The sequence below is a fragment of the Pseudomonas sp. 4CAES_32.4 genome (assembly GCF_058136335.1).
Genome location: NZ_CM176882.1, coordinates 562,963 through 589,579, shown reverse-complemented (window position 1 = coordinate 589,579; position 26,617 = coordinate 562,963). Strand labels below are relative to the sequence as shown.

The 26,617-nt window shown below is 60.8% G+C and carries 23 protein-coding genes and 1 riboswitch; of the genes, 6 read left to right on the top strand and 17 right to left on the bottom strand.

What is annotated here, in order from left to right; translation table 11 throughout:
- Positions 1 to 80: 80 nt before the first annotated feature.
- The 8 genes from parC to AC3Y64_RS02545 all read right to left on the bottom strand — a co-directional run bounded on the left by parC (position 81) and on the right by AC3Y64_RS02545 (position 8,570).
- On the bottom strand, positions 81 to 2,345 hold the full coding sequence (gene parC, locus AC3Y64_RS02580; RefSeq protein ID WP_489986340.1) for a DNA topoisomerase IV subunit A: 2,265 nt from the start codon (positions 2,343 to 2,345) through the stop codon (positions 81 to 83).
- 7 nt (positions 2,346 to 2,352) lie between these two features.
- A complete protein-coding gene (locus tag AC3Y64_RS02575) occupies positions 2,353 to 2,877 on the bottom strand; it encodes a retropepsin-like aspartic protease family protein (protein ID WP_053116749.1) in 525 nt (174 codons plus the stop codon).
- Positions 2,874 to 3,863 (bottom strand): esterase-like activity of phytase family protein, encoded by a 990-nt coding sequence (locus AC3Y64_RS02570; RefSeq protein WP_489986339.1) that lies wholly within the window; start codon positions 3,861 to 3,863, stop codon positions 2,874 to 2,876. Before AC3Y64_RS02570 ends, AC3Y64_RS02575 begins: the two co-directional genes overlap by 4 nt.
- Positions 3,863 to 5,770 (bottom strand): DNA topoisomerase IV subunit B, encoded by a 1,908-nt coding sequence (parE, locus tag AC3Y64_RS02565; RefSeq protein WP_489986338.1) that lies wholly within the window; start codon positions 5,768 to 5,770, stop codon positions 3,863 to 3,865. Before parE ends, AC3Y64_RS02570 begins: the two co-directional genes overlap by 1 nt.
- Before the next feature lie 41 nt (positions 5,771 to 5,811).
- Positions 5,812 to 6,420 carry a YqiA/YcfP family alpha/beta fold hydrolase gene (locus tag AC3Y64_RS02560; RefSeq protein ID WP_489986337.1) on the bottom strand — a complete coding sequence of 203 codons (609 nt, stop codon included), beginning with the start codon at positions 6,418 to 6,420 and terminating at the stop codon, positions 5,812 to 5,814.
- Positions 6,421 to 6,594: 174 nt separating this feature from the next.
- Positions 6,595 to 7,410 (bottom strand): 3',5'-cyclic-AMP phosphodiesterase, encoded by an 816-nt coding sequence (cpdA, locus tag AC3Y64_RS02555; protein ID WP_489986336.1) that lies wholly within the window; start codon positions 7,408 to 7,410, stop codon positions 6,595 to 6,597.
- 99 nt (positions 7,411 to 7,509) lie between these two features.
- Positions 7,510 to 7,962 carry a DUF1249 domain-containing protein gene (locus AC3Y64_RS02550; protein ID WP_034151669.1) on the bottom strand — a complete coding sequence of 151 codons (453 nt, stop codon included), beginning with the start codon at positions 7,960 to 7,962 and terminating at the stop codon, positions 7,510 to 7,512.
- Positions 7,953 to 8,570 carry an NUDIX domain-containing protein gene (locus AC3Y64_RS02545; RefSeq protein WP_158959151.1) on the bottom strand — a complete coding sequence of 206 codons (618 nt, stop codon included), beginning with the start codon at positions 8,568 to 8,570 and terminating at the stop codon, positions 7,953 to 7,955. Before AC3Y64_RS02545 ends, AC3Y64_RS02550 begins: the two co-directional genes overlap by 10 nt.
- A 227-nt stretch (positions 8,571 to 8,797) precedes the next feature.
- Between AC3Y64_RS02545 and AC3Y64_RS02540 the strand changes: the two genes are divergently transcribed.
- Entirely contained in the window at positions 8,798 to 9,544 is a 747-nt protein-coding gene (locus AC3Y64_RS02540) for an RsiV family protein (protein WP_489986335.1), read from the top strand.
- On the opposite strand, the gene cytX is transcribed toward AC3Y64_RS02540, so the two are convergent.
- The gene (gene cytX, locus AC3Y64_RS02535; RefSeq protein WP_108224379.1) at positions 9,513 to 10,805 is read right to left on the bottom strand and encodes a putative hydroxymethylpyrimidine transporter CytX; all 1,293 of its coding nucleotides are present in this window, start codon (positions 10,803 to 10,805) and stop codon (positions 9,513 to 9,515) included. The two genes, AC3Y64_RS02540 and cytX, sit on opposite strands and share 32 nt — an antisense overlap.
- A 104-nt stretch (positions 10,806 to 10,909) precedes the next feature.
- Positions 10,910 to 12,802, bottom strand: coding sequence for a phosphomethylpyrimidine synthase ThiC (thiC, locus tag AC3Y64_RS02530; protein WP_489986334.1), 1,893 nt, complete (start codon positions 12,800 to 12,802; stop codon positions 10,910 to 10,912).
- Between the two features lie 146 nt (positions 12,803 to 12,948).
- A riboswitch (TPP riboswitch) is annotated at positions 12,949 to 13,054 on the bottom strand.
- A 206-nt stretch (positions 13,055 to 13,260) separates the two neighbouring features.
- On the opposite strand from thiC, the gene AC3Y64_RS02525 reads away from it, so the two are divergent.
- Positions 13,261 to 14,694 carry a TolC family outer membrane protein gene (locus AC3Y64_RS02525; protein WP_158959147.1) on the top strand — a complete coding sequence of 478 codons (1,434 nt, stop codon included), beginning with the start codon at positions 13,261 to 13,263 and terminating at the stop codon, positions 14,692 to 14,694.
- Between the two features lie 112 nt (positions 14,695 to 14,806).
- Here the strand turns inward: AC3Y64_RS02525 and waaA are convergent, their stop codons facing one another.
- Both waaA and AC3Y64_RS02515 read right to left on the bottom strand, forming a co-directional pair.
- Entirely contained in the window at positions 14,807 to 16,081 is a 1,275-nt protein-coding gene (gene waaA, locus AC3Y64_RS02520) for a lipid IV(A) 3-deoxy-D-manno-octulosonic acid transferase (protein ID WP_489986333.1), read from the bottom strand.
- A gap of 11 nt (positions 16,082 to 16,092) precedes the next feature.
- Positions 16,093 to 16,989, bottom strand: coding sequence for a LysR family transcriptional regulator (locus AC3Y64_RS02515; RefSeq protein ID WP_489986332.1), 897 nt, complete (start codon positions 16,987 to 16,989; stop codon positions 16,093 to 16,095).
- Positions 16,990 to 17,098: 109 nt separating this feature from the next.
- Here AC3Y64_RS02515 and AC3Y64_RS02510 point away from each other — a divergent pair, with 109 nt between their 5' ends.
- From AC3Y64_RS02510 to AC3Y64_RS02495, 4 genes are all read left to right on the top strand, one after another.
- The gene (locus AC3Y64_RS02510; protein WP_064585673.1) at positions 17,099 to 17,431 is read left to right on the top strand and encodes a DMT family transporter; all 333 of its coding nucleotides are present in this window, start codon (positions 17,099 to 17,101) and stop codon (positions 17,429 to 17,431) included.
- 117 nt (positions 17,432 to 17,548) lie between these two features.
- Positions 17,549 to 18,724 carry an NAD(P)/FAD-dependent oxidoreductase gene (locus AC3Y64_RS02505; protein ID WP_489986331.1) on the top strand — a complete coding sequence of 392 codons (1,176 nt, stop codon included), beginning with the start codon at positions 17,549 to 17,551 and terminating at the stop codon, positions 18,722 to 18,724.
- Positions 18,721 to 19,533: an aldo/keto reductase gene (locus AC3Y64_RS02500; RefSeq protein WP_489986330.1), complete on the top strand. Its 813-nt coding sequence runs from the start codon at positions 18,721 to 18,723 to the stop codon at positions 19,531 to 19,533. Before AC3Y64_RS02505 ends, AC3Y64_RS02500 begins: the two co-directional genes overlap by 4 nt.
- Positions 19,534 to 19,564: 31 nt before the next feature.
- A complete protein-coding gene (locus tag AC3Y64_RS02495; RefSeq protein WP_489986329.1) occupies positions 19,565 to 20,530 on the top strand; it encodes a metal ABC transporter ATPase in 966 nt (321 codons plus the stop codon).
- Between the two features lie 4 nt (positions 20,531 to 20,534).
- On the opposite strand, the gene AC3Y64_RS02490 is transcribed toward AC3Y64_RS02495, so the two are convergent.
- From AC3Y64_RS02490 to msbA, 5 genes are all read right to left on the bottom strand, one after another.
- Positions 20,535 to 21,335: a hypothetical protein gene (locus AC3Y64_RS02490; RefSeq protein WP_489986328.1), complete on the bottom strand. Its 801-nt coding sequence runs from the start codon at positions 21,333 to 21,335 to the stop codon at positions 20,535 to 20,537.
- Between the two features lie 58 nt (positions 21,336 to 21,393).
- Positions 21,394 to 22,101: a hypothetical protein gene (locus AC3Y64_RS02485; RefSeq protein ID WP_489986327.1), complete on the bottom strand. Its 708-nt coding sequence runs from the start codon at positions 22,099 to 22,101 to the stop codon at positions 21,394 to 21,396.
- On the bottom strand, positions 22,102 to 23,076 hold the full coding sequence (locus tag AC3Y64_RS02480) for a glycosyltransferase family protein (protein WP_489986326.1): 975 nt from the start codon (positions 23,074 to 23,076) through the stop codon (positions 22,102 to 22,104). It lies immediately after the preceding gene.
- A gap of 117 nt (positions 23,077 to 23,193) precedes the next feature.
- Entirely contained in the window at positions 23,194 to 24,615 is a 1,422-nt protein-coding gene (gene hldE / locus AC3Y64_RS02475) for a bifunctional D-glycero-beta-D-manno-heptose-7-phosphate kinase/D-glycero-beta-D-manno-heptose 1-phosphate adenylyltransferase HldE (RefSeq protein ID WP_489986325.1), read from the bottom strand.
- Between the two features lie 180 nt (positions 24,616 to 24,795).
- Positions 24,796 to 26,598 carry a lipid A export permease/ATP-binding protein MsbA gene (msbA, locus tag AC3Y64_RS02470; RefSeq protein ID WP_489986324.1) on the bottom strand — a complete coding sequence of 601 codons (1,803 nt, stop codon included), beginning with the start codon at positions 26,596 to 26,598 and terminating at the stop codon, positions 24,796 to 24,798.
- Positions 26,599 to 26,617 lie beyond the last annotated feature (19 nt).

Sequence of the window (26,617 nt, the reverse complement as noted above, 5' to 3'; positions counted from 1 at the left end):
CATCCGTGAATATGCGTTCCGACTCCAGCGCCAAAGCGTCGATCTACGCGTTAAATCGTAGATCGAGCGCTCTAGGACGCTTAATTGAGGTTTTCGACGAGCAGCGCATCGACCCGCTGAAAGCCACGTGGAAGCTTGTTACCACGTCGACCGCGCTCACCTTTGTAGTGTTCGAGGTCTTCGGCCTTCAGTTTATAAGGGCGTTTACCCGCTTGCAGGATCAGCGTGGCGCCCGCCGGGATAACCGCTATGTCCGTGACAAACTCTTCACGGCTGGCGACTCGGTCACCCGGAACACCGATGATCTTGTTGCCCTTGCCCTTCGCCAACTGCGGCAAATCGCTGATATTGAAGACCAGCATACGCCCCTCGCTTGTCACGGCGGCAAGCAAATCATTCTCTCGATCAGTCACAGGACGCGGGGCAATCACCTTCGCGTTGTTCGGCAGACTCAACAAAGCCTTGCCGGCCTTGTTCTTGGCTTGCAGGTCTTCACCTTTGACGACGAAACCGTAACCGGCGTCCGAGGCTATCACATACAGCGCGTCGTCTTCCGGCATCAGCACGCATTCAAACGTCGCACCCGGCGGTGGGGTCAGACGACCGGTCAACGGTTCGCCCTGGCCACGGGCCGACGGCAAGGTGTGCGCGGCGACCGAATAGCTGCGGCCAGTGGAGTCAATCACCACAGCAGACTGGTTGGAACGCCCCGCCGCCGAGGTTTTGAAGCCGTCGCCTGCCTTGTACGACAGGCCGGTGGCGTCGATGTCGTGGCCCTTGGCCGAACGGATCCAGCCTTTTTCCGACAGCACGACGGTGACTTTCTCGTTCGGCAGCAGATCGTGTTCGGTCAGCGCTTTGGCTTCGGCACGTTCAACGATCGGCGAACGACGATCATCGCCATAGGTTTCGGCATCTTTGATCAGTTCGGTACGCACCAGCTTCTTCAGCTTGGCTTCGCTGCCCAGCAGCGCTTGCAGCTTGGCTTGTTCCTTGAGCAATTCGTCCTGCTCGTCGCGCAGCTTCATCTCTTCCAGTCGCGCCAACTGACGCAGGCGGGTGTCGAGGATGTAATCGGCCTGAATCTCGCTAAGGGCGAAACGCTCGATCAGCTTGGCTTTCGGGTGTTCCTCGGTACGGATGATGTGAATCACTTCATCGAGGTTGAGGTAAGCGATCAACAAACCGTCCAACAGGTGCAGCCGACGCTCAACCTTATCGAGGCGGAATTGCAGGCGGCGGCGCACAGTCTGCACGCGGAATTCCAGCCACTCGACCAGCAAGGCGCGGAGGTTTTTCAGCTGCGGCTTGCCGTCCAGACCGATGATGTTGACGTTGACCCGGTAGGTCGACTCCAGCTCGGTGCTGGCGAACAAGTGCTGCATCAGCGCGTCGTGATCGACGCGGCTGTTGACCGGGATGATCACGATGCGGCACGGGTTTTCGTGGTCGGATTCGTCACGCAGGTCAGCGATCTGCGGGGCTTTCGACGGTTTCGCCTGCATCAGCGCGGCGATCTGCTCCAGCACCTTGGCGCCGGACACCTGATGCGGCAGCGCGGTGACGATGATGTCACCGTCCTCAACGTGATACACGGCGCGCATGCGCACCGAGCCCTTGCCGGTTTCGTACATTTTCAGCAAGTCGGCGCGCGGCGTGATGATTTCCGCTTCGGTCGGATAGTCCGGGCCCTGAATGTGTTCGCAGAGCTGCTCGACCGTGGCTTTCGGCTCATCGAGCAAACGCACGCAAGCGGTCGCCACTTCACGCAGGTTATGCGGCGGCACGTCGGTGGCCATGCCCACGGCGATGCCAGTGGTGCCGTTGAGCAGAATGTTCGGCAGGCGCGCCGGCAGCACCAGCGGCTCCTGCAGGGTGCCGTCGAAGTTCGGGCCCCAGTCGGCAGTGCCTTGGCCCAGCTCGCTGAGCAGCACTTCGGAATAACGCGACAGGCGTGCTTCGGTGTAACGCATGGCGGCGAAGGACTTCGGATCGTCCGGCGCACCCCAGTTGCCCTGGCCGTCGACCAGCGTGTAGCGATAGCTGAACGGCTGGGCCATCAGCACCATCGCTTCGTAGCACGCCGAGTCGCCGTGCGGGTGGAACTTGCCGAGCACGTCACCGACGGTACGCGCCGATTTCTTGTGCTTGGAATCGGCGTCCAGGCCCAACTCGCTCATCGCATAAATGATGCGACGCTGCACCGGTTTCAGGCCGTCGCCGATATGCGGTAGAGCACGGTCCATGATCACGTACATGGAGTAGTTGAGGTAGGCATTTTCGGTGAAGTCAGCCAGCGACCGGCGTTCTACGCCGTCTAAGCTGTCTGCAAGGATGTCGCTCATGCGGGCCTCATCGGTTCGTTGTCTGGCGCAGCAGCATGGTGCCACCGCGCTGAGTAAATTCAAGTTTGTTCAGGGCGCTCATGCCGAGCAGCACCTGATCGCCATGCAACCCCGGCGCCACCAGTGCGCGGACATCCCGCAGCACGATGTCGCCCAGTTGCAGGCGGGCAATTTTGGTTCGATAGCCTTGGCTCAGGCCGTTGGCCGTGCTCAGGGTCACACCGAAACCTTCTTCCAGCTTCAACCGCTTGGCCAGATCCGCCGGGATCGCCACGTCAGTGGCGCCGGTGTCGAGCATGAACTCCACCGGCTCGCCGTTGATCTGGCCGCTGGCGACAAAATGCCCTTGGGCGTTGCCGGCCAGCTTCACTTCGATAAAACCTTCGCCCTGCTCCGAACTGACCACCACGTTCGGATTCTGCTGACGCTGCTCCCACTGGCCGAAAAACCGCGTGGCCAGAAACAGCGCCGCGCACCAGGCCAGTATCATCAGCACCCGGCCGGCGCGTTTGCCTGGAGGTTGCTGGCTCACGGCTTGGCGCTCCAGCCACCGTCAGGCGAGGCGAAGCGCCAGACGATCGGGCGAACCTCACCGTCGGCGCGCGGGCCAAAATTGTTGTCGACGCCGATCCACGCGCCTTCAGCGTCAACGATCAATGCCTCTTCCAACCCGTAGTTCTGCGCGTAACGGCGGTTGGCCTGTAGCAGTTCGGCAGCGTACGACCAGCAATGCTCGACCTTGGAGGTCTGCGCATCGCGCCGGCAAATCTGGAAGGCGTTGCGTTCCAGGGTAAACAGTTTGCCGTTGAACAACGAAATGTCGGAAAAGTCCTTATCGACCGCTTTGGCGTGGGGGAACTGCGGCGGTTGCATCTCTTTGCCGCCCTCACTGAGCAGCACGCAGCGACCGTCGCAATCCCACACCGTCTGCTGGCGCTTGATCAGCAACAAACCGCGGCTTTGCCGTTCAGCGGCCAACCACATTTGATCGCCCGCCGGGTTGATCGCCAGGCCTTCGAAGATCGCATTGAAATGCAGGAGCATGCCGCTGGCCCGCGCTTCGCGCACCATCATCGGCGAGATTTTCAGCCAGTTGGCCGGGCCGCTGACGGGCACTTGCAAGACTGCCGCATGGCCTTCGCTGACGATGTAACGATTGCCGGCGCTGTCGCAGCTGATGCCTTCGAAATCCAGATCGCCACCGCGCACGAACGACGCGGCCCAGTTGCGCGAACGCAAGCCCCATGGCAAACCGGTGTCCGGCACCAGTGGCACGTCGATGTGCAAGGCTTCGGCCTGCCAGACCTGATCGGCGATATTGAGCCGGTAGATCTGATCATCATCGCGGTCCGACACCGTCCACAACTCGCCGCCACACAAGGCCAGCCCCGACAGGTTGCCGCCGCGCATGCCCTCGACCGGATGCTCGGACAGCACACGCAATTCCTGCAACGGTTCCGCCGACACACCCATCGAACTCAGCAGCAAAGCACCCGCCAAGGCCCAGCCAAACCGCATCAGGCCAGCACCTCGGCGAGGTTGCCTTTGGATTCCAGCCAGCTCTTGCGGTCAGGGGCGCGTTTCTTCGCCAGCAGCATGTCCATCATTTCCGAGGTTTGCGCGAAGTCTTCGCCCAGCGTCAGTTGCACCAGACGCCGGGTGTTCGGGTCCATGGTGGTTTCGCGCAGCTGTGGCGGGTTCATTTCACCCAGACCTTTGAATCGGGTGACCTGTGGTTTGCCGCGTTTCTTCTCGGCGACCAAACGGTCGAGAATGCCGTCGCGCTCGGCTTCGTCGAGGGCGTAGTAGATCTCTTTGCCCAAGTCGATGCGGTACAGCGGCGGCATGGCGACATAAACGTGACCGGCATCCACCAACGGGCGGAAATGCTGGACGAACAAGGCGCAGAGCAATGTCGCAATGTGCAGACCGTCGGAGTCGGCGTCGGCGAGGATGCAGATCTTGCCGTAGCGCAGCTGGCTCATGTCCGCCGCGCCCGGATCGACACCGATGGCCACGGCAATGTTGTGCACTTCCTGACTGGCCAGGACTTCACTGCCGTCGACTTCCCAAGTGTTGAGGATCTTGCCGCGCAACGGCAGGATCGCCTGGAATTCCTTGTCCCGAGCTTGTTTGGCGGAACCACCAGCGGAATCACCCTCGACCAGGAACAGCTCGGAACGCATCGGGTCCTGCCCGGCGCAGTCCGCCAGTTTGCCCGGCAACGCTGGGCCCTGAGTGACGCGTTTGCGCTCGACCTTTTTGCTCGCCTTGAGACGACGACCGGCGTTGTTGATCGCCAGTTCGGCCAGGGCCAGACCGGTTTCCGGGTTGGCGTTAAGCCACAGGCTGAAGGCGTCCTTGACCACACCGGAGACGAACGCCGCCGCTTCACGGGACGACAGTCGCTCTTTGGTCTGGCCGGAGAATTGCGGTTCCTGCATTTTCATCGACAGGACGAACGCGATACGCTCCCAGACGTCTTCCGGCGCCAGCTTCACGCCACGCGGCAGCAGACTGCGGAACTCGCAGAACTCGCGCATCGCGTCGAGCAAACCCTGACGCAAACCATTGACGTGAGTACCGCCCTGCGCCGTCGGGATCAGGTTGACGTAGCTTTCCTGCACTGCGTCGCCACCTTCCGGCAACCACAGCAGCGCCCAGTCGACCGCCTCTTTATTACCGGCGAAAGCGCCGCAGAACGGCTCGTTCGGCAGGCGTTCGAATTCGCTGACGGCGTCGACCAGATAGGAGCGCAGGCCGTCTTCGTAATGCCACTCGACTTTCTCGCCGGTGCCTTTGTCTTCGAAGCTGACCAGCAGGCCCGGGCACAACACAGCCTTGGCCTTGAGTACGTGCTTCAGGCGACTGATGGAGAATTTTGGTGAGTCGAAGTATTTCGGATCCGGCGCGAAGTACACGCTGGTGCCGGTGTTGCGCTTGCCGACCGTGCCGACGATTTCCAGCTCCGAGGCTTTGAAGCCGTCGTTGAAGGTCATCTGATATTCGTTGCCGTCACGCTTTACGCGTACGCGCACTTCGGTCGACAAGGCGTTGACCACGGAAATACCCACACCGTGCAGACCGCCGGAGAACTGGTAGTTCTTGTTGGAAAACTTGCCGCCCGCATGGAGCTTGGTGAGGATCAGTTCGACGCCCGAAACGCCCTCTTCCGGGTGGATGTCGACCGGCATGCCACGGCCGTCGTCGCTGACTTCCAGCGAGTGGTCGGCGTGCAGGATGACCTGTACCGATTTGGCGTGGCCGGCCAAGACTTCGTCGACGCTGTTGTCGATGACTTCCTGGGCGAGGTGGTTCGGCCGACTGGTGTCGGTGTACATGCCGGGGCGTTTGCGCACCGGGTCGAGGCCCGAGAGGACTTCGATGGCGTCGGCGTTATAAGAGCTAGCGCTGGGAGTGGCCATAGGGTCTCGTCGTCAGTCATTCATGAAATAGGGGCAAGACTTCACAGTGCGGTGAAATCGATTGCCTGATACACATCGGCACCAATGCCGGCAAAACTCAGCAACGCCGGCAATTGCCCGGCAAAGCCTTGGAAACTGTGGTCGCCGCCGGCCTGAATGCGCAAGGCACAGGCGCGGTAATACTGCTGGGCGAGGCGATAATCCAGTGTTTCATCGCCGGTCTGCAACCATACCTGATAGCGCTGGGCATCCTGCGGCGCCGGCACTTCCAGTTCGGCCAGGGCCGTGACGTGGTCGTGGGTCAACTCCCAGGTTTCATCGGTATACAGGTTTTTCCGCGTGCCCAGATAGCCGTCGAACATCCGGTGCGGGCTGACCGCCGGGTTGACCAGCAGGGCTTTCAGGCCATGGCGCTCGGCCAGGTGAGTCGCATAGTAGCCGCCGAGGGAGCTTCCCACCAGCAGCGGCCGGCCCAGTTCGGCAATCGCTTGCTCCAACTGACCGATGGCTTCGCGCGGGTGATGGTGCAGGGCCGGAACACGCAGTTTGTCGCTCAAACCCAGTTGCTCCATCACCGTTACCAGCTGACAGGCCTTTTTTGAGGCCGGGGCGCTGTTGAAACCGTGGATATAGAGGATCGAACCGGACATTTGAGCTCCCTGAGTGTCGGCCAAAGATAGCGGAGTTTACAGGGAGTCAGGGCAGGAAGGGCCATCCAAATGATGCCTGCCTGCATCCTGTAGGAGCTGCCGGAGGCTGCGATCTTTTGATTTTAAAAAACAGGATCAAAAGATCGCAGCCTCCGGCAGCTCCTACGCGGATTTTCAATAACCGTTGGAGCCGTAATCGACGGTGAAGGCGAAACCGGTGACACGCTCAACCCCGGTTTCCAGCCGCCCATCCGGCATCAACCGCAACCAGCGATACCCCGGCGCCTGCTCACCGACCTTGAAGTCCTCACTCCCCGGCTCGAACTGAATGCAAGTCGACGGCGAGGCCATCAAGCGCACGCCATTGCGCTCGCGGTCGATTTCCTGATGCACATGCCCCCACAACACCGCGCGGGCCTGTGGAAAACGATCCAGCACGTCGAAAAACGCTTCTGGATTGCGCAAGCCAATCGGCTCCATCCACGCGCAGCCGATCGACACCGGATGATGATGGAAGCACACCAGATGATGGCGTTCCGGCGCTTCGCTCAGCGAACGCGCCAACAGTTGCAGTTGATCGTCCTGCAGATACCCCGGCACCGAACCCGGCACGGCCGAATCCAGCATCGTCACCCGCCAGTTACCGATATCGACCACCGGCTCCAGCAGCGTGCTCTGCACGGCGGCCTGGGCCATGATCAACGGTTCGTCGTGATTACCGGGAATCCACCGCGCTGGGGCATCGATCTGCGCGCTCATCTGGCGAAACTGCTGGTACGACTGCAGCGTGCCGTCCTGGGAAATATCGCCGGTGGCCAGAATCAGGTCGATCTGCGGCTGCTGCCCCAGCACCAGTTCGATGACCTTTTGCAGGCTGTCGCGGGTATTCATGCCCAGCAGCGCGCCGTCCGCTTCGGCGAACAGATGGCTGTCGGACAACTGCACCAGCAACGCCGGATCGGCGGAGGTCAACGTGGATACGCTCGGCAAGGCGTTCTCCCAAGGCAAAAGCACGGAATCGATCAAGTGCCGCAATTATGCTGGGGGATCAGTAAAAGAGGAAACCGCCGAACCGGACGCAGTTCACAACTAGCGTACGACTTCGTACTCGTGCCCCAACGCCAGGCAATGGCTCAGCCATTCCCCCAGGAACAGATTGAGCTGAGCCTTTTCATCCGGCTGGTGCATGGCTGCGTTCGGGTAAGGATAGATGCCGCGAAAGCGTCGTGCATGTTCGGCGCTGACCACTTCGGCCATGCGTGCGTCGTGATAGACCTGCACTTCCAGTTGCGGCACCGGCAGCCAAGGCAGGCTGTGCTCCTGACGTACCTGCAACGTGGTGGTGTACGGACAGGTTTGCAGCACTTCGAGGGCCAGCACGCCGAGCATCTGCTCGCCCTGAGTCACGGCGATGCGCCGTGCCTCGGGCTCGTTGCGCATGTCCGGCACCAGTCGCATCAGGCGCGCGTAGTTGGCCTCGCAGGCGGCTTGCAGCCCCACGAGGTCGACTCGATAGCGATCGCGCAACTTGTTTACGACCATAACCCCCTCACTTCGGCGCGGTTCAGCGCCAGCCACTGCAGAGCGATGATGCTCGCCGCATTGGCAATGCGTCCATCACGGACGGCCTGCAAGGCATCTTCAAAGGCCCAGACCGTGACGCGGATATCTTCTGCCTCTTCTTCCAGGCCATGCAGGCCGCCAACGCCGTCGGTGCTGCAACGCCCCAGGTACAAATGCACGAACTCGTTGCTGCCGCCCGGCGACGGGAAATACTTGGTCATCGGCCACAAGGCCTTGATGTCCAGCCCAGCTTCCTCCTGCGCCTCGCGGTGAGCAACTTCTTCCGGTTGCTCATCCTTGTCGATCAGACCAGCGACCAGTTCGACCAGCCACGGATTGTCAGTCTTGCCCATCGCGCCGATGCGAAACTGTTCGATCAACACCACTTCGTCGCGCTGCGGATCGTAAGGCAGCACGCACACGGCATCGTGGCGCACGAAGATTTCACGGTTGATTTCGCGGCTCATGCCACCGGCGAACAATTCATGGCGCAGGTGAACACGGTCGAGCTTGTAAAAGCCCTCATAGCATTTTTCGCGCCGCACGATATCGACGGCGGTCGGAATGGCGTTGGCAAAATCAGTCATAAGCTTCCTCTTTACAGCACGTCCATTACGAAGTTGCTTTGCGTGATTGGCAACCTCGACTTCGCGCCATCCTAACGCGCCGGAATGGTTTGATGCAGCCCCTTTACCGTCAGCGGGATGGACGGTGGCGGCGAAACCCACTCTAATTAGCTTAGTGGCGAACTGACTGCTTCGTTGAGAGTCGAAGCGGTAACTTTTTGCCTTCCCTTGCTTTCGAAAGGACGCCCATGTCGCTTTTCAAAATTGCCTCCGTGGCCGCCATCGCCCTGACCCTGGGCGCGTGCGCCAGCCTGTTCCAGCCCAACTACCGCACACCGCTGGAAACCACCCGCGATGCATCAGAGCAACTGAAACCGGGCTGCTCCAACCCCGATTGCCCGCTGGTGAACATCGACACCCTGCGCTTCCCGGCTGAACCTGCACTGGACGGCATCATCGAAAAACGTCTGTTGCAAATGACCCGCACCGAGAAAAACGCCCCGGTAGCGCCGACTCTGGCGGCCTATCGCGATCAATTCCTGGCCACTGCCGGCCCGCGCAACAGCAGCTATCTGCAAGCGAAAGTACGTGAGCAGCATGACGGCTTGGTGATCATCGAGGTGTCGAGTTACCTGGATACCGGCGGCGCCCATGGCACACCGGGTCGCGGTTTCATCAACTATTCGCGCCAGCAGCACAAGGTGCTGAACCTGTCCGACATGCTGGTGCCGGGTCAGGAAGACGCTTTCTGGAAGGCAGCGCAGGTCGCGCACAACAGCTGGTTGATCAGCACCAAGCTCGATCAGGAGCCTGAGTTCGTGGCGAACTGGCCGTTCGTGAAGACCCCCAACGTGGCGCTGACCTATGGCGGCGTGATCCTCAAGTACGACGTGACCACCATTGCGCCTTACGCGCTGGGCCACGTCGAACTGAAGATTCCTTACCCGCGTCTGAACGGCATTCTCAAGCCTGAGCTGTTTCCCGGCCGTAACTGAAAGCCCGGCCCAGCACTAGCTGCAACAGCCCTGCCAGCACCAGCGCCGGCAGGGTTGCACCGACATCCGGATACAGATTCGCCAGCAAGTGGTAAGTGCTCACGCCACCCAGCCACGCCAACAACGCCGGCCAGCGCAATGCGGCTGACGCGACCTGAGCGCTGCGCTTGCGCAGAATGAAGTGATCCACCAGCACCACGCCGAACAGCGGCGCAAACACCGAACCGATCAGCAGCAGGAAATTCTGATACTGCGCCAACGGCGCCAGCAGTGCGATCAGCGTGCAGATCACGCCGATGGCCAAGGCCAGGTGCTCGACTTTCAGGCGCAGCAGAATCCCGCTCGAAACCGCTGCCGAATGAATGTCAGCGAAAGCGTTCTCCGACTCATCCAGCAGAATCAGCAACAGCGGAATGCCCAGACCGGCCCCGGCCAATGCCAGCAGCAATGCATTGACTTCACCGCTCGGCGCGAAGGCCAGGGTGTAAGCGACGCCAAGGCTCATCAGCCAGAAGTTGCCGATGAAGAAACCGACCGCAGTGCCACCGAAAACGTTCTTTGCACGCTTGCCGAATCGCGAGTAATCGGCGATCAGCGGCAGCCACGACAGCGGCATCGCGATGGCAATGTCGAAGCCCACGGCGAACGGCATCGAACCGTCACCGGCACGCGACCAGAGATCGGCCAGATCGGCTTTGGCGAACAGGTTCCAGGTCAGCCAGAGGCAGGCGGCCAACAGCAGCCAGATGCCCCACTTGCGCAGGATCTGCCGCACGAAAGTCAACGGGCCGCTAACGGCGAGCAACGTCGCCAGCGCACCGAAAAACAGCGTCCACAACATCGGGTTCGACCACAGCGATCCTTCGCTGAACGCACGGGTGCCGAGCAGGCTGGCGGCATCGCGCATGACGATGATTTCGAACGAGCCCCAACCGATCAGTTGCAGCAGGTTGAGCAACGCCGGCAGGCTCGCGCCTTTACTGCCGAGGCTGAGTTTCAGCGCGGCCATCGACGACAGGCCGGTGTCGCTGCCGATCACGCCGACGGCGGCCAGCAGCAGCACGCCCACCAGCGTGCCGAGGAAAATCGCCAGCAACGAACCGGACAGGCCCAGACCCGGCGCAAGCAATGCGCCGGTCTGCAGGACCATCAGGCCGATGCCGAGGGAGAACCACAGGGAAAACAGATCGCGACCGCCAAACACACGCTTGTCGGCGGGCACGGCGAGGTCGGGGGAGTAAGTGCTGGGTTGAATGCTCAAGGGTGTTGATCTCACAGGAGTGATAGCTACAAGTTGCAAGCCACAAGCTGCAAGAAAAAGCAGGTTTCGCATCTGCTTTTATCTTGCAGCTTGCAGCTTGCCGCTTACACTTTTTTATAAAGCTGACTGCCTTCCTTCTTGAACCGCTCGGCCTGTTCTGCCAGGCCTTTGGCGACGTCCACGTCGACCGCTTCGATCCGCTGGTTGGCCGCGTATTCGCGGACTTCCTGGGTGATCTTCATCGAGCAGAATTTCGGCCCGCACATCGAACAGAAATGCGCGACCTTGGCCGAATCCTTCGGCAGGGTTTCATCGTGATACGAACGGGCAGTGTCCGGGTCGAGACCGAGGTTGAACTGGTCTTCCCAACGGAATTCGAAACGCGCCTTGCTCAAGGCGTTGTCGCGAATCTGTGCACCCGGGTGTCCTTTGGCCAAGTCCGCGGCGTGCGCGGCGATCTTGTAGGTAATGATCCCGGTCTTCACGTCATCCTTGTTCGGCAGGCCCAAGTGTTCCTTCGGCGTCACGTAGCAGAGCATGGCGCAACCGAACCAGCCGATCATCGCCGCACCGATGCCGGAGGTGATGTGGTCGTAGCCCGGTGCGATGTCGGTGGTCAGCGGGCCGAGGGTGTAGAACGGCGCCTCGTCGCAGCACTCCAGCTGCTTGTCCATGTTCTCTTTGATCAACTGCATCGGCACGTGGCCCGGGCCTTCGATCATGGTTTGCACGTCGTGCTTCCAGGCGATCTTGGTCAGTTCGCCAAGGGTTTCCAACTCACCGAATTGGGCGGCATCGTTGGCGTCGGCAATCGAACCCGGACGCAAGCCATCGCCCAGCGAGAAGCTGACGTCGTAGGCTTTCATGATTTCGCAGATTTCTTCGAAATGCGTGTAGGCGAAGTTCTCTTTGTGATGCGCCAGGCACCACTTGGCCATGATCGAACCACCACGGGAAACGATACCGGTCACGCGTTTGGCGGTCAGCGGCACGTAGCGCAGCAACACGCCGGCGTGGATGGTGAAGTAGTCGACGCCCTGCTCCGCTTGCTCGATCAGCGTGTCGCGGAACAGCTCCCACGTCAGGTCTTCGGCCGCGCCGCCGACTTTTTCCAGGGCTTGATAGATCGGCACCGTGCCGATCGGCACTGGCGAGTTACGGATGATCCACTCGCGGGTTTCGTGAATGTGTTTGCCAGTGGACAAGTCCATGATGTTGTCCGCGCCCCAGCGGATGCCCCAGGTCAGTTTCGCCACTTCTTCTTCGATGGACGAACCCAGCGCGCTGTTGCCGATGTTGCCGTTGATCTTCACGAGGAAGTTACGGCCGATGATCATCGGCTCCAGTTCGGTGTGGTTGATGTTGGCCGGAATGATTGCGCGGCCACGGGCGATTTCTTCACGCACGAATTCAGGGGTGATGATTCTCGGCACGCTGGCGCCGAAGCTATGACCCGGGTGCTGCTGATCCAGCAAGCCGGCGGCGCGGGCCACTTCGAGCTTCATGTTTTCGCGGATGGCGACGAATTCCATCTCGGGCGTGATGATGCCCTGACGCGCGTAATGCATTTGCGTGACGTTGCCACCGGCCTTGGCGCGGCGCGGGTTGTTGACGTGGGCAAAGCGCAGTTTGGTCAGTTCCGGGTCGGCGAGGCGCTCACGGCCGAAGTTGGAACTCAGCCCCGTCAGACGCTCGGTGTCGCCACGGTCGTCGATCCACGCCGAACGCACATCGGCCAGACCTTTGCGCACATCGATGATCACGTTCGGATCGGTGTACGGACCCGAGGTGTCGTAGACGGTGACCGGCGCGTTGATTTCGCCGCCGAAGTCGGTCGGCGTCACGTCGAGGGTGATTTCGCGCATCGGCACGCGGATGTCCGGGCGGGAGCCCTGAACGTAGACTTTTTGCGAACGGGTGAACGGCTTGACCGATTGCTCGTCGACCTTGGCCGAGTCACTCAGGTTGATCGCGTTTTTTGATTTTGTAGTAGTCATCACGGGCTCTCCAGACAGCATCCAGGCAGTGGATTGTCGGAGCAGAACCTGAAAGGCACGGACGCACCATGGCTGGTGCTGTGCATCGTCGTCGAGCTTTCGATTGTCGAACAATTTCCCGGACGAAGCACAAGAGGACTCGCCGGGTGACGAGAAATCTTGTTCCCTACGCAGGCGCTAACCTGATCAGGTTCAACGGGATCCGAAATTATTCGATCTCAGCCTCATAGCAAGGCACCCCGACAAGAACCCGGCCAGTCTAGACACAACTGGCAAAGAACGCCAACACCGCAGCAATCACCATGATGAATGGCGCAAATACAGGGGCTTGGCCGATTGTTGTGAACCGATTGCGCAACTACACTCGCTTTGCCCTGCCACGCCTTGACGCTGCGGGGCCTGCGCCGTACCTTTGGCGCCCGGATTACTTCCATAATATTAATGCTAGGGATCGCCTCATGCTGCGCAAACTCTCACTGGCTCTTGCCGTGTCTTGTGCGTCCAACGCAATGGCCTGGGCAGCCGAAGCGCCCTTGTCGACCAAAACCGATCTGGTCAGCGTCTATCAGGAAGCGGTCGACAACAATGCCGATCTGGCCGCCGCCCGTGCCCAGTACGGCGCGCAGAAAGAAGTGGTGCCACAGGCCCGCGCGGGTTTGCTGCCAAACCTGTCGGGCGGCGCCGAAACCGCCAATGTGCGCACTTCGATCGATCAGCCTTCAGCCATTGCCAATCGCAGCGCTCACTCGTATCAGGCGACCCTCGCCCAACCGTTGTTCCGTGCCGATCGCTGGTTCCAGTATCAGGCCGCCAAGGACGTCAACGAACAGGCAGCGCTGCAACTCTCGGCGACCGAACAGAACCTGATCCTGCAATCGGCCGAAAGCTATTTCAACGTGCTGCGCAGCCAGGACAACCTGGCCTCGACCAAGGCCGAAGAAGCCGCGTTCAAGCGCCAGCTCGACCAATCCAACGAGCGCTTCGATGTCGGCCTGTCGGACAAGACCGATGTTCTGCAATCGCAAGCCAGTTACGACACCGCACGGGCCAACCGTATCGTTGCCCAGCGTCAGGTTGATGATGCGTTCGAAGCGCTGATCACCCTGACCAACCGTCAGTACAACTCGATTCAGGGCATCGTCCACTCGCTGCCGATTCTGCCGCCGGCGCCGAACGATGCTAAATCCTGGGTTGATACGGCGGCGCGTCAGAACCTGAATTTGTTGGCCAGTAACTACGCCGTCAGCTCGGCGGAAGAGACCTTGAAACAGCGCAAGGCCGGTCACTTGCCGACCCTCGATGCCGTAGCTAAATACGAAAAGGGTGACAACGACGCCCTCGGCTTCGGCAACCCGAATTCGTTCGGCGCGCCTTACGGTGGCAACGTTGAACAGACCACCGTGGGCCTGCAACTGAGCGTGCCGATCTACAGCGGCGGGCTGACCAGTTCGCAAGTGCGTCAGTCCTATGCGCAGCTGGATCAGAGCGAGCAGCAGCGCGAATCCCTGCGTCGGCAGATCGTCGAGAACACCCGCAACCTGCATCGCGCGGTGAACACCGACGTCGAGCAGGTCCAGGCGCGCAAACAATCGATCATCTCCAACCAGAGTGCAGTGGAAGCAACGGAGATCGGTTATCAGGTCGGTACGCGCAATATCGTCGACGTACTCGATGCGCAGCGTCAGCTGTACACCTCGGTGCGCAACTACAACAACACGCGGTATGACTACATTCTCGACAACCTGCGTTTGAAGCAGGCGGCGGGGACGTTGAACCCGGGGGATCTGGAAGATCTGCGGCGTTATCTGAAGGCCGACTACAACCCGGACAAGGATTTCCTCCCGCCGGATTTGGCCAAGGCAGCCGAAGCTCAGCTCAAGGCCCGGCCTTAAAAGCAAAAGATCGTCCGATCGCGGCCCGAGCCTTCGGCAGCTCCTACAGGAAAATGCATTCCAATGTAGGCGCTGCCGAAGGCTCGGGCCGCGATCGGACGATCTTTTTGCTTTATTTGATCAGCCGCGCCAAGCCATCCAGCAACCGCTGCAACGCGCCCTGATTACGGCGCATCACCGCCAGCCCGGCCTCGGCCATGCGCTGTGCATCACGCGGCAACTCGAATAGCCGCTGCACTTCCACCGCCAACCCTTCGGCATCGTCCACTTCCGCCAACGCCCCGGCTTCACGCAACTGCGCGGCAATGTCGAGGAAGTTGAACAGGTGTGGGCCGCAGATCACCGGTTTGGCCAGCGCGGCCGGCTCCAGCAGGTTGTGCCCGCCGTTAGGCACCAGGCTGCCGCCGACAAATGCGCTGTCCGCCAGGGCGTAGAGAAACAGTAATTCGCCCATGGTGTCGCCGAGCAGGACTGAAGTCTGCGCATCGACATTGACCCCGGTCGAACGCCGCACCGTGGCGAAGCCTTCGCGCTGGCACAGCTCGAACACCGAATTGAAACGCTCGGGATGACGCGGCACCAGAATCAGCAGCGCGTCAGGGTGATTGGCCAGCAAGCGACGATGGGCGCTGAGCACCACTTCGTCTTCACCTTCATGGGTGCTGGCGGCGATCCACACCGGGCGCTCCTGCGCTTGCCACTGACCACGCAACTCGGCGGCGCGTTGCAGCAATTGCGGGTCGATGGTCAGGTCGAATTTGATCGAACCGGTGACCTCGACCGTTTCCGGTCGCGCACCGAGATCGCGGAAACGCTGGGCTTCGGCTTCGGTCTGCACGGCGAACAGGCTCATCTCGGCAAGCATCGGCGCGGTGAGTTTGCTGAAGCGGCCATAGCCTTTGGCGGAGCGCTCGGACAAACGCCCGTTGGCCAACGCCACCGGAATGCCGCGCTTGGCGCACTGGTGAATGTGGTTGGGCCACAGTTCGGTTTCCATGATCACCGCGAGCTTCGGTTGCGCGCGATCCAGAAAGCGCGCCGCTGCACATGGCAAGTCATATGGCAGGTAGCAATGCTGGATGCGCGGCTCGTTGGCGAACAACGCCTGAATCCGCTCCGAACCGGTCGGGGTCATGCAGGTCACGGTGATCGGCAGTTGTGGATAACGTTGCAGCAAAGCACGGATCATTGGCGCGGCGGCGATGCTCTCGCCAACAGATACCGCATGCACCCAGATGCCACCCGGTTGCAGCGCCGGCATCCCGTAGGAGAAACGTTCGCCAATGCGCTTGGCGTATGCCGGCGCCTTGCGCGCCCGCAGCCACAGCCGAATCGCCACCAATGGCAGCCCCAGATAAAACAGCGCGGTGTAGAGAGTTCTATTCATGGCGGCGGAGTTTATCGACTTTTGTCGCCGATCGCCCGCAAGTGCACGGCAAAACGTTCGGCCAGCCACCTCGCGGCCGGGCCGAGGGGCTCGTCGCGGCGCCAGACCAGTTCGACCACCAGCGCCGGCGGTGTCCATTCGCTGTCGAGTTCGACCATCAGCCCTTGATACGCCGAATATTGCACCACATGCCGGGGCAGCCACGCCCAACCGAGATCACGCACCAGCCATTCGGCCATCACGTAGAAGCTGTCGGCGCGCCACACTTGCGGGCTGGCCGGTTCGTTGCCGGGGTAGACGCTGGTTTGCGTCGACATCAGCAGTTGCCGATGCTGCGCCAGTTGCTCGCAGGTGACGTAGGACTGCGTCGCCAGCGGATGATTGATCCCGCAGACCGTGACCATTTCCACGCTGCCGAGCACGCGTCGCTCCAGCGCTTCGGGGATTTCGTCGTGATAGAACAGCAGGCCAAGATCGGCGCGGCGCTCCACCAGTTTGCGCGCGACTTCGCCTTGGGCGGCGCTGGTCAGTTGCACTTCAAGACTGGGGAACTGCTCGGCCAGTGCGCCGAAACTTTCCACCAGCGCCTGATACGGCATTGCCTCATCCTGGGCCACGCGCAACTGCGCTTCCTCGCCGCGCATCATTGCCATGGCCCGACCGTTGAGGCGCTCACATTGGCGCAACACCTCCCGCGCCTCCTCCAGCAACGCCTCCCCCGCTTCAGTGAGAGTCGGCTGACGGCCACTGCTACGCTCGAACAGGCTGACGCCCAGATCATCCTCAAGCATGGCGATCGCACTGCTGATTGCCGACTGCGCCTTGCGCTGCTGGCGTGCCACCGCTGAAAACGAACGCTGCTCGGCAACGCCGACGAACAGCCGAAGTTGCTCCAGATTCCATTGCATGCTGACCCACCAACCCATCTTCAAATCAGATAGGTAATGACTTTACCCCATCTGAGGAATCTCTAGAATGCCGCCTCAGAAAGCAACGTTTCACTTGAGGGTATGAACCATGAACGCCTACGCCTATCTGGCCATCGCCATCTGCGCCGAAGTGATCGCCACTGTGTCGATGAAAGCCGTCAAAGGCTTCAGTACGCCGCTGCCGTTGGTGCTGGTCATCGTCGGTTACGCGATTGCGTTCTGGATGCTGACGCTGGTGGTACGCACGGTGCCGGTCGGCGTCGCTTACGCCGTTTGGGCCGGGATGGGGATTGTGATGGTCAGCGTCGCGGCGCTGTTCATTTACGGGCAGAAGCTGGATGTGCCGGCGATGCTGGGGATGGCGTTGATTGTGCTGGGCGTCGTCGTTATCCAGCTGTTCTCGAAAACTGCCGGCCATTAAAAGCAGCGACAAGCATCAAGCCCCGAGCTGCAAGCAGAGCTGATTTTCCAGCGCCGGGTTGCAGCTTGCGGCTTGAAGCTTGAAACTTGCGGCTTCTCTAAGCCCCGAGGTCGCTGCATGCCATCCGTTATTTCCACCGACGTTCTGATTGTCGGCGCTGGTGTCGCCGGCCTCTGGCTGAATGCGCGTCTGCGCCGTCAGGGTTTTTCGACCGTGCTGGTGGAAAGCGCCAGCCTCGGCGGCGGGCAGACTGTGAAGTCCCAAGGGATCATCCACGGCGGCGCCAAATACGCGCTGCACGGTGCGTTGACCGGTGCTTCGGAGGCCATCGCCGACATGCCGCGCCGCTGGCGTGAAGCGTTGGCCGGCGACGGCGAACTGGACCTGTCCGGTGTGCGCCTGCTGTCCGAGGCCCACTATCTGTGGTCGCCGGGCACTCTCGCTGGCAACCTCACCAGTTTCTTCGCCAGTAAAGCCGTGCGTGGCCGGGTCGATCAGGTCAAGGGCGAGCAATTGCCGCCAGCGCTGCAAGACAAGCGTTTCAAAGGCAAGGTCTACCGCCTCGCCGAACTGGTCGTGGATGTGCCGAGTCTGGTTCAACGTCTGGCCGATCTGGCCGACGACGGCCTGCTTGCCGGACAAGTTATCGAACCGCTGCTGGAAGCCGGCGTGCTGGTCGGCCTCACCATCGATGGCCGCGAGATTCGCGCACAGCGCATCGTGCTCAGTGCAGGCGCCGGCACCGCCGGGTTGCTCGAAACCCTGGGCCTCAGCCGCCCGGCCATGCAACGCCGGCCACTGCACATGATCATCGCCAAAGGCCCGGGCCTGAAGCCGCTGTACGCGCACTGCCTGGGCGGCGGCACCAAACCGCGCATCACCGTGACCACGCACCCGGCGAAGGATGGCAACTGGGTGTGGTACATGGGCGGCGACATCGCCGAGAGCGAAGGTGTACATCGCGAGCCCGCCGAGCAAATCGCTACCGCGCAAAAAGAAATCGCCCAACTGCTGCCGTGGATCGACCTCAGCACCACGCAATGGGCGACGCTGCGTGTGGATCGCGCTGAACCGCTGCAAACCGGGCTGACTCGTCCGGACCACGCCTTCCTCGCCGAAGAAGGTCGGCTGCTGGTGGGTTGGCCGACCAAACTGGCGCTGGCGCCAGATTTCGCCGACCGCGTGATCGCCTCTCTGCAACGCGACGGCATCCAGCCGCAGGCCCACGAACCGTTGCCCGCCCTGCCGCAACCACCGCTGGGCGTTCCAGCCTGGGAGCAACTGCTGCCATGACTATCGCCAACCTGCATGACTTGCACCGTCCACTGGGCAGCACTGGCCTGATGGTTTCGCCACTGGGCCTGGGCACAGTGAAACTGGGCCGCGACCAAGGGGTGAAATACCCGAACGGCTTCCAGATTCCCGGCGACGACGACGCGCGGATGTTGCTCCAGCAGGCGCGCGAACTGGGCATCAACCTGATCGACACCGCCCCGGCCTACGGTCGCAGCGAAGAACGCCTCGGTCCGCTGTTGCGCGGCCAGCGTCAGGACTGGGTGATCGTCAGCAAGGTCGGCGAAGAGTTTGCCGATGGTCTGTCGCATCACGACTTCAGCGCGGCGCACACACGCATGTCGGTTGAACGCAGCCTGAAACGTCTGGAAACGGATTTCATCGATCTGGTTTTGGTGCACTCTGACGGCAATGACATGGCCATCCTCGAGCACGAAGAGGTGTACGCCACCCTCGCGGCGCTCAAGGCCGAAGGCAAGATTGGCGGCTTCGGCTTCTCCGGCAAAACCGTCGAAGGCGGCTTGAAAGCATTGGAGCAAGGCGACTGCGCGATGGTCACCTACAATCTGAACGAACAAAACGAGAAGGCTGTCATTGACTATGCTGCTGCCCATGGCAAAGCCATTCTGGTGAAAAAAGCCTTGGCCAGCGGTCATGCTTGCCTGAGCCCGGGCGTGGATCCGGTGCGCGCCAGCTTTGAATTGCTGTTCGCCCAGCCTGGCGTGGCCAGTGCTATTGTCGGCACGATCAATCCGCTGCACCTCGCCCACAACGTTGCGACCGTTGCCCAGGTCCTACGTGGTCACTGACGCCGCCTCGCGGCCTTAAGCAGGAGCTGGTATGCCGCGCACGCTCATCAGAAAGAACCCGAGCAACTTCAAGACTCTGCCATTGTTCGTCGAAGCCACGCCTGAAGGCCTGACCTATCAAAGCGTCGGCATGCCGCTGAATTTCACCCAGACTTTGCAACGGCGCAAACCGGTCAGCGTGGCGGACGCCGAGCGCTTTGCGCTGGAGCTGGCCAACCTTGGGGTGTCGGTGCGCCTGACCCTGCACTGGCAGAATCGCGACTATTGGGTGCTGGTCCGCCAGCGCCGGCAGGATCGCGGCGATGTGGTGCTCAAGCTGATTTCCGGTTACGTGCCGGCCCACGAGTTGAACATTCCCCTGCACACCGCCATTCAGGAAATTGCTGAAGAATGTCTGCTGGAAACCCCGGAAGGCTGGCTCGGCGGGCGTTTTAACGACACCTGGCTGCCGGCGCCCTATGCCACGGCCCTGCATTATCGCGAAGCCCTGCCCTTTCGCCTGACGCCGTTATCCGGGTCGGCGCGCCCGGTGCGCTGCGCCAATCTGCAACTGCAGGAACGCCCGCGGGCGTATGTGCATCTGCCCACCGCTTCGCTGCAATTGATTTACGACCTGCGACTGGAAGTGCCCAAGGAGGCGAAATCCTTGAGCCTGTTTCATGTCGATGAGCGTCTGGAGGGTGATCAACTGGTGGCGCGGCTGGATCGCAAGCGACCGGATTTGTATTTGATGCCGCTCAAGGATGGCGCGCCAGTGGCGGAACTCTATACGCTCAAACGCGACAAGCTCCTGCCCGCCAGCACGCGAGGCCTGTATCTGGCCGAAAGCTTTGCCACCCAGACCGGCTGGACCGTTCGGGAGGAGCGCATACGCTGGAAGGACTGGGTGACGCAGCAAGGGCTGCAACCGGCGAAGGCGCCGCGCCCGGGACTCAAACAATTGAGTATCAAGGCGCTGCAACTGGTCGGTCTGGGCAAAGGCCGGACCAGCAAATAGCCGGTTAGCGCCGGCGGTCCATCCACGTGCGCAACGTGGCGAAGAGATGGAAGTAGCGGTTTTCGCGCTTGCCCATGCCGCGCTTGGGCGAGAACGACTCTTCGGCAAAGGCACCGTTGATACGCACTCGGGACGCCTGGGTCGGCAGCGTGCAAATCTTCGCCTCGACCTGTTGCAGCGCATATTTGAGCAGGCGTTCGGAATGCAGCTTGCGGCCCGTCGCCGAGCAAAAATCGAAAATGCGCTCGATGCGTTTGCCGTAGGCCACATAGGTATCGCGACCGCACACGGCAAACCGGTCATTCAATCCGCCCCACCACTGCCAGTCCGGAATGTACGCATGGTGACGCCGCGCCTGCGCATGCTCGAACACATAGCCGGGAAGCGCTGTGTGAAAGAAATTATCCGGCCGCACGAACACGACGAAATCCGGCGCGAAGGATTCGATCATCGTGGTCACGGCGTACAACGAATTGAGCTGATAAATCAGATTGCGCAACGAAGCATAGTCGTCGGCCCAGGTGTCGCCCTGCGCCTTGACCCGCTCGAAATCCCAACGTTCCAGCACACCGTCAGTCGAGGTCAGGGAGCCGGTCATGGATTCGAAGGGCTGGTAATTGTCAGCCTTCAGTTCGCCTTTTTCACCGGAGCGCGTGTTCTGCACTTCACCGACCTGATACAGGTGATAAAAGCACTGTACGTCGCTACCCGCCGGTAGTTGTGCGAGGACATTTTGCTCGATGGAAGGGAAACAGATCTGGGAATTTCTCGGGATCCCGAAAAAAGCCACTGCGATTTTCAACACTCACCAGCACCTTTTGAAAGTGGTTCGGCACCGTTCGTATACGGAAGGTCAGCGCCGGTCATTTTTGGCGAAACAGTTTTTGCCACCAGCGCTTCGGCTGCAGCGGCACGACGATAACGGTGGAGTTCTGCAGCCATGCCCGCTCATAGTCCCAGGCGTGTCCCCCCCACAGCTTCCCGGCCTCGTTGGAAAACCCGAGGGTCAGCAACTGATAGGTATAACCCGCGTGATCGCGCAGCCAGTCAAGCAACACGAGGGTGTTGAACCCGGTGGAAGGACCGACATAGCGCTTGCCTCCTGGGCGGTCGACCGGGTAATTCCACAGTGGAGGCAACGGGATGCGATCCCAATACATGGCCACCTGCGGCAACGGGCACATTGGGGCCGCGCAGCCGACCAGCATGCTGAAGCAGCGGCTCTGCGCCTGATCGATCAGGCATTGTACGTCCGGCCCGTAAGGCAGACCGAAAAAGTAGGCATCCGGCGCGTTGTAGCCATGGACGAAGAGATTGACGCTTCGCGCAGAGAGGAGCGCAGCCTTGATGCAATGATTGAAGCTGACGACAACGTCATCGGCGCCCAGATCAAGTGCTTGCAAGTCGGCCGCCGTGATCGCGGGATTGTTGGCCACCAGTACAACACGCGCGGCTCGGCTCAGGCATTCGCGCAACGGCACGGGCAGCGCCTGCAGCACTGACTGGTCACCACCGGGCAGCGCTTCCAGCGCCATATACTCACCCGGCGGCGACGCATCATGCTGTTTCATTCAGACTGGCACCTGCATCCCGTAGCGCAATTTGACCCAGAACCGCGTGAGCGCCGACGGCGGCTGCCATGGGCGCATCTCGCGCTGGATCTCCGCCGCCAGATCCTGGCCAACGCGGGAGAAACAATAACGACTCTGCGCAAAGGCCTGGCCGTTGCTGGCGATACGCTGCGCCAGCTCGGGGTCGCTCTGCAGCAAATTGATCTTCTCCACCGCCTCGTCTTCGCTGCGATAAAACACAGTGTTGTGCATATCCTCGAAGCCGAGCAGTTGATCTTCTTCGCCCTGGCTCCAGGCCAGCAGCACGCAGCCGCAGGCCATCGCTTCGAAATTCTTGATCATGAACTCGTTCATGCCGATATCGGCACTGACGAAAATCTTGATGCGGTTGAGCGTTTCCAGGTATTCAGTGCCCGAACGGGTGCGGGTCACCAGCATATCGGTACGCCGCGCCAGCGATTCCAGCAAGGCCCGGCGCTGGGCGTATTCGGTGCTTTTCAGGCTGCCGAGGAACCCGATGGGAATGTCTCGTTCGACGCCGGTATTGTGCAGCATCTGCTCGTCATAGCCCTTGGACACGAATACCGCATCGATGCCCTCGTCGTGCATGCGTCGCGCGACAACCGCGCCGGATATCAAGGCGCGACTGCTTGGCAGACGCTTATAGAGACGCGAGTACACATTGCGGTACTTACTGGTCGGCATGTAGTTCTGGTAGGCGTCGTGCTCGAGAAAGATCAACCCGGGAATGCACTTCAGCACCCGCACCTGGCGAACCAGACGCTTGACCCGGGAGAAAATCACCACACGGTCGAAGGTCTGATAGTCGACGGACGTCAGGAAGGGTCCCAGGTTCATCTGTTGATGCTTGCTCAAACGATAAATGACGCACTCATCGCAGCTCTGCTGCACGATGTCGTACAGCCGATCAAGAATGACCCGCTGCTCGTTCATCACCAGGAGCATGACTTTCATAGGGTAAGGTCCGTGCAACGTAAGCAGGCAAGCGCACCGAACTCAAACCTGCCGACTTCGGGACCCTCAAGGCAAAATCCGTTCGCACGCAACGCATAACAGTAAAATATCATCTGATCATCGACTACGGATTTTCTCGACAATCGCGGTTGTCGAGCTGTTTTCCACTAGTCCAAGCACCTTAACGGTGCCGCCATAGGCCGTCACGATGTCCGCGCCGACAACCTGATCAATACCATAGTCGCCGCCCTTGACCAGTACGTCGGGCTTGACCTCTCGCAACAGGTTTTCCGGAGTGCCCTCCGGGAAGCTGATGACCCAGTCCACCGCGCCCAGGCCGGCCAGAACGGCCATACGCCGGTCGACGCTGTTGATCGGACGGCCCGGCCCCTTCAGACGACTCACCGATGCATCGTCATTGACGGCAACGATCAGACGATCACCCTGCGCCCGCGCCTGTTCCAGATAGGTCACATGTCCGGCGTGGAGAATGTCGAAGCAACCGTTAGTGAAGACGATCCGCTCGTTGTGCGCACGGGCATCAGCCACTGCCAGCAGCAGTTGTTCCAGACCCAGGACACCGCGCTCGGAACCTTCCTCGCGCTGAATGGCGCGACGCAGTTCCGGCGCGCTGATCGCGGCGGTACCCAGCTTGCCGACGACAATGCCCGCCGCCAGGTTGGCCAGCGCCACCGCGTGCGGCAGTTCTTCGCCAGCGGCAATCGCCGCCGCCAGCGTGGAAATCACCGTATCACCGGCACCGGTGACGTCGAAGACCTCACGGGCGCGTGCCGGCAGGTGCAGCGCCGGATGATCGGGACGCAGCAGGGTCATGCCATGTTCGCCACGGGTCACCAGCAAGGCACCGAGTTCGAGGTCGTGCATCAGCGTCGCGCCCTTGCTCACCAATTCGTGCTCATCGACGCAACCGCCAACGATGGCCTCGAACTCACTGAGGTTAGGAGTGATCAGGCTCGCGCCACGGTAGATCGAGAAGTCCTTGCCCTTGGGGTCGGCCAGCACCGGAATGCCTTTGGCCCGAGCCGCCTGGATCAGCGCCTGATGGTTTTTCAGGGCACCTTTGCCGTAGTCCGACAGCACCAGCACCTTGATGCCTTCCAGCAATTCATCGACCTGCGCGCCAAGCGCCAATGCGTCGGTCGCGAACGGTTCTTCGAAGTCGATACGCAACAACTGCTGGTGCCGGCTCATGACCCGCAACTTGACGATGGTTGGTTGATGCGCGATGCGCTGGAACAATGCTCGAACGCCGGCACCCTTGAGACTGTTGCTCAGGCTGTCAGCGGCTTCGTCATCTCCGGTCACACCGACCAGCGACGCCGGCGCACCCAGCGCGGCAATGTTCAAGGCAACGTTGGCAGCGCCACCCGGACGATCTTCGATTTGCTCGACTTTAACGACCGGAACCGGCGCCTCAGGGGAAATCCGTGAGGTACCACCATGCCAGTAACGGTCGAGCATGACATCGCCGACCACCAAGACAGGGGCTTGATCGAATCGCGGCATGGACAACTTCATGGAGCAACCCACATACAAAATGAACAGGGGCGCGATATTAACACAGGGTTGGCGCCTGCTAGCGCGCCGCTGGCAAGAGGATGAAACAGTCGGCTCTTTTGCGCATTTTTTGCACAAAAAAGCCGCCCGTCACGGTCAAGCGTCGCCATTATGGGGAGGCTCGCAGGGCAAGGATCGGGTTCAGGCGATGTCCTCAGCCGGAGCATCGAGGCCCATGGCATTCAGACGCGCGTAGTAGCCGTTTTGCGCCAGCAGCTCATCGTGGGTGCCGCGCTCGACGATCCGGCCCTGATCCATGACCAGAATCAGGTCCGCCTTCTCGATGGTCGACAAGCGGTGCGCGATCACCAGCGTGGTACGGCCCTTCATCACTTGATCCAGTGCCGCCTGAATGTGCCGCTCGGACTCGGTGTCGAGGGCCGATGTGGCCTCGTCGAGAATCAGCAGCGGCGCGTTCTTGAGCAGTGCTCGGGCAATCGCCAGGCGCTGACGCTGACCACCGGAAAGCAATACGCCGTTCTCGCCGACCTGAGTGTCGAGACCCTCTGGCAGTTGCGCAATGAAATCCATTGCGTAGGCATCACGGGCTGCTTTCTCGATGTCTTCACGCGGCGCGCCGGCCAGATCGCCGTAAGCGATGTTGTTGGCCACGGTGTCGCTGAACAGGGTCACGTGCTGCGTCACCTGCGCGATATGACGACGCAGGTTAAGCAGTTTGTAGTTTTCGACTTCCACACCGTCAATCAGGATCTCGCCCTTATTGTGGTGATAGAAACGCGGAATCAGATTGGCCAGCGTCGACTTGCCGCTGCCCGAGCGCCCGACCAGAGCCACCATCTGCCCCGGCTCGACCGAGAAGCTGATGTTGTCGAGGACCTGACGCTCAGTGTCCGGGTAGGTGAAGCTCAGGTTGCGCACATCCAGACGACCGGTGACCGCGTCACGTTCGATCGTGCCGGTGTCGACTTCAGGCGTCACGTCCAACTGTTCGAAGATGCTTTCCGCACCGGCCACACCTTTCTGGATGGTCGAGCTGACTTCGGACAATTGGCGAATCGGTTTCGGCAGCAGGCCGGCCAACGTGATGTAGGCGACCATGTCACCCGCCGAGGCGTCACCGCGAAGATACAGCACGAGGAACATCAGCACGGCCATGGCGCTGTAGATCACCAGTTGCAGCATCGGCGTGTAGATCGCGCCAGTGCGGGTCATGCGCAGCTGTTTGTCGGTGTTGCTCTGGCTGGCCTTGAGGAAGCGCTTCTCTTCGTAGACTTCGCCGCCGAAGCTGCGCACGACGCGATAGCCCTGAATGGTTTCCGAAGCCACGTGTGTGACGTCGCCCATTGCCAGCTGGATTTTCTTGCTCTGCTTGCGGAATTTCTTGCTCGCGGTGCGCACCATCACGGCGATCAGCGGCAGGATCGCGACCATCACCAGGGTCAGTTTCCAGTTCATGAACAACAGCGAGACGAACAGGAAGATCACCGTCATGCCTTCACGGATTACGACCTTGATCGCATCTGTTGCCGCCCCCGTGACCATGGTCACGTTAAAGGTGATGCGGGAAATCAGATGACCGGAGTTATGCTTGTCGAAATAGCGGTTCGGCAGCACCAGCAGGTTATTGAACAATTGCACCCGCAGGTCATGCACCAGGCCCAGGGAAACCTTGGCCAGAAAGTAGTTGCCCAGATAAGATCCCAACCCCTGCCACGCGGCGATCAGGATGATCAGCAACGGCACGGCCTGTAACAATTGCAGGTCACGCAGATAGGGCACGCTCGGAAACAGCACGGCTTCAGGGTTGGACAGGCCGTCGACGAAGTACTTGAGAATGTAACCAAGCATCGGCTGGGTCGAGGCAAAAATCAGGAAACCGACGATGCTGATCAGGAACAGACTGATGTACGGCCGGACATAGCCGAGCAGGCGGAAGTAGATTTTCAAGCTCGAAGGGCTTGCGGCAGGACTGGAGTCGGTCATATCACGCGAGAGTCGATAA

Excerpts from the sequence above, each read along its gene's own strand:
- AC3Y64_RS02570 (WP_489986339.1), bottom strand. The coding sequence starts at position 3,863 with ATGCGGTTTGGCTGGGCCTTGGCGGGTGCTTTGCTGCTGAGTTCGATG.
- msbA (WP_489986324.1), bottom strand. The coding sequence starts at position 26,598 with ATGACCGACTCCAGTCCTGCCGCAAGCCCTTCGAGCTTGAAAATCTAC.
- AC3Y64_RS02545 (WP_158959151.1), bottom strand. The coding sequence starts at position 8,570 with ATGACTGATTTTGCCAACGCCATTCCGACCGCCGTCGATATCGTGCGG.
- AC3Y64_RS02525 (WP_158959147.1), top strand. The coding sequence starts at position 13,261 with ATGCTGCGCAAACTCTCACTGGCTCTTGCCGTGTCTTGTGCGTCCAAC.
- AC3Y64_RS02515 (WP_489986332.1), bottom strand. The coding sequence starts at position 16,989 with ATGCAATGGAATCTGGAGCAACTTCGGCTGTTCGTCGGCGTTGCCGAG.
- hldE (WP_489986325.1), bottom strand. The coding sequence starts at position 24,615 with ATGAAGTTGTCCATGCCGCGATTCGATCAAGCCCCTGTCTTGGTGGTC.
- AC3Y64_RS02495 (WP_489986329.1), top strand. The coding sequence starts at position 19,565 with ATGCCGCGCACGCTCATCAGAAAGAACCCGAGCAACTTCAAGACTCTG.
- AC3Y64_RS02485 (WP_489986327.1), bottom strand. The coding sequence starts at position 22,101 with ATGAAACAGCATGATGCGTCGCCGCCGGGTGAGTATATGGCGCTGGAA.
- AC3Y64_RS02510 (WP_064585673.1), top strand. The coding sequence starts at position 17,099 with ATGAACGCCTACGCCTATCTGGCCATCGCCATCTGCGCCGAAGTGATC.
- waaA (WP_489986333.1), bottom strand. The coding sequence starts at position 16,081 with ATGAATAGAACTCTCTACACCGCGCTGTTTTATCTGGGGCTGCCATTG.
- AC3Y64_RS02550 (WP_034151669.1), bottom strand. The coding sequence starts at position 7,962 with ATGGTCGTAAACAAGTTGCGCGATCGCTATCGAGTCGACCTCGTGGGG.
- thiC (WP_489986334.1), bottom strand. The coding sequence starts at position 12,802 with ATGACTACTACAAAATCAAAAAACGCGATCAACCTGAGTGACTCGGCC.
- parE (WP_489986338.1), bottom strand. The coding sequence starts at position 5,770 with ATGGCCACTCCCAGCGCTAGCTCTTATAACGCCGACGCCATCGAAGTC.
- parC (WP_489986340.1), bottom strand. The coding sequence starts at position 2,345 with ATGAGCGACATCCTTGCAGACAGCTTAGACGGCGTAGAACGCCGGTCG.
- AC3Y64_RS02505 (WP_489986331.1), top strand. The coding sequence starts at position 17,549 with ATGCCATCCGTTATTTCCACCGACGTTCTGATTGTCGGCGCTGGTGTC.
- AC3Y64_RS02540 (WP_489986335.1), top strand. The coding sequence starts at position 8,798 with ATGTCGCTTTTCAAAATTGCCTCCGTGGCCGCCATCGCCCTGACCCTG.
- AC3Y64_RS02560 (WP_489986337.1), bottom strand. The coding sequence starts at position 6,420 with ATGTCCGGTTCGATCCTCTATATCCACGGTTTCAACAGCGCCCCGGCC.
- AC3Y64_RS02480 (WP_489986326.1), bottom strand. The coding sequence starts at position 23,076 with ATGAAAGTCATGCTCCTGGTGATGAACGAGCAGCGGGTCATTCTTGAT.
- AC3Y64_RS02500 (WP_489986330.1), top strand. The coding sequence starts at position 18,721 with ATGACTATCGCCAACCTGCATGACTTGCACCGTCCACTGGGCAGCACT.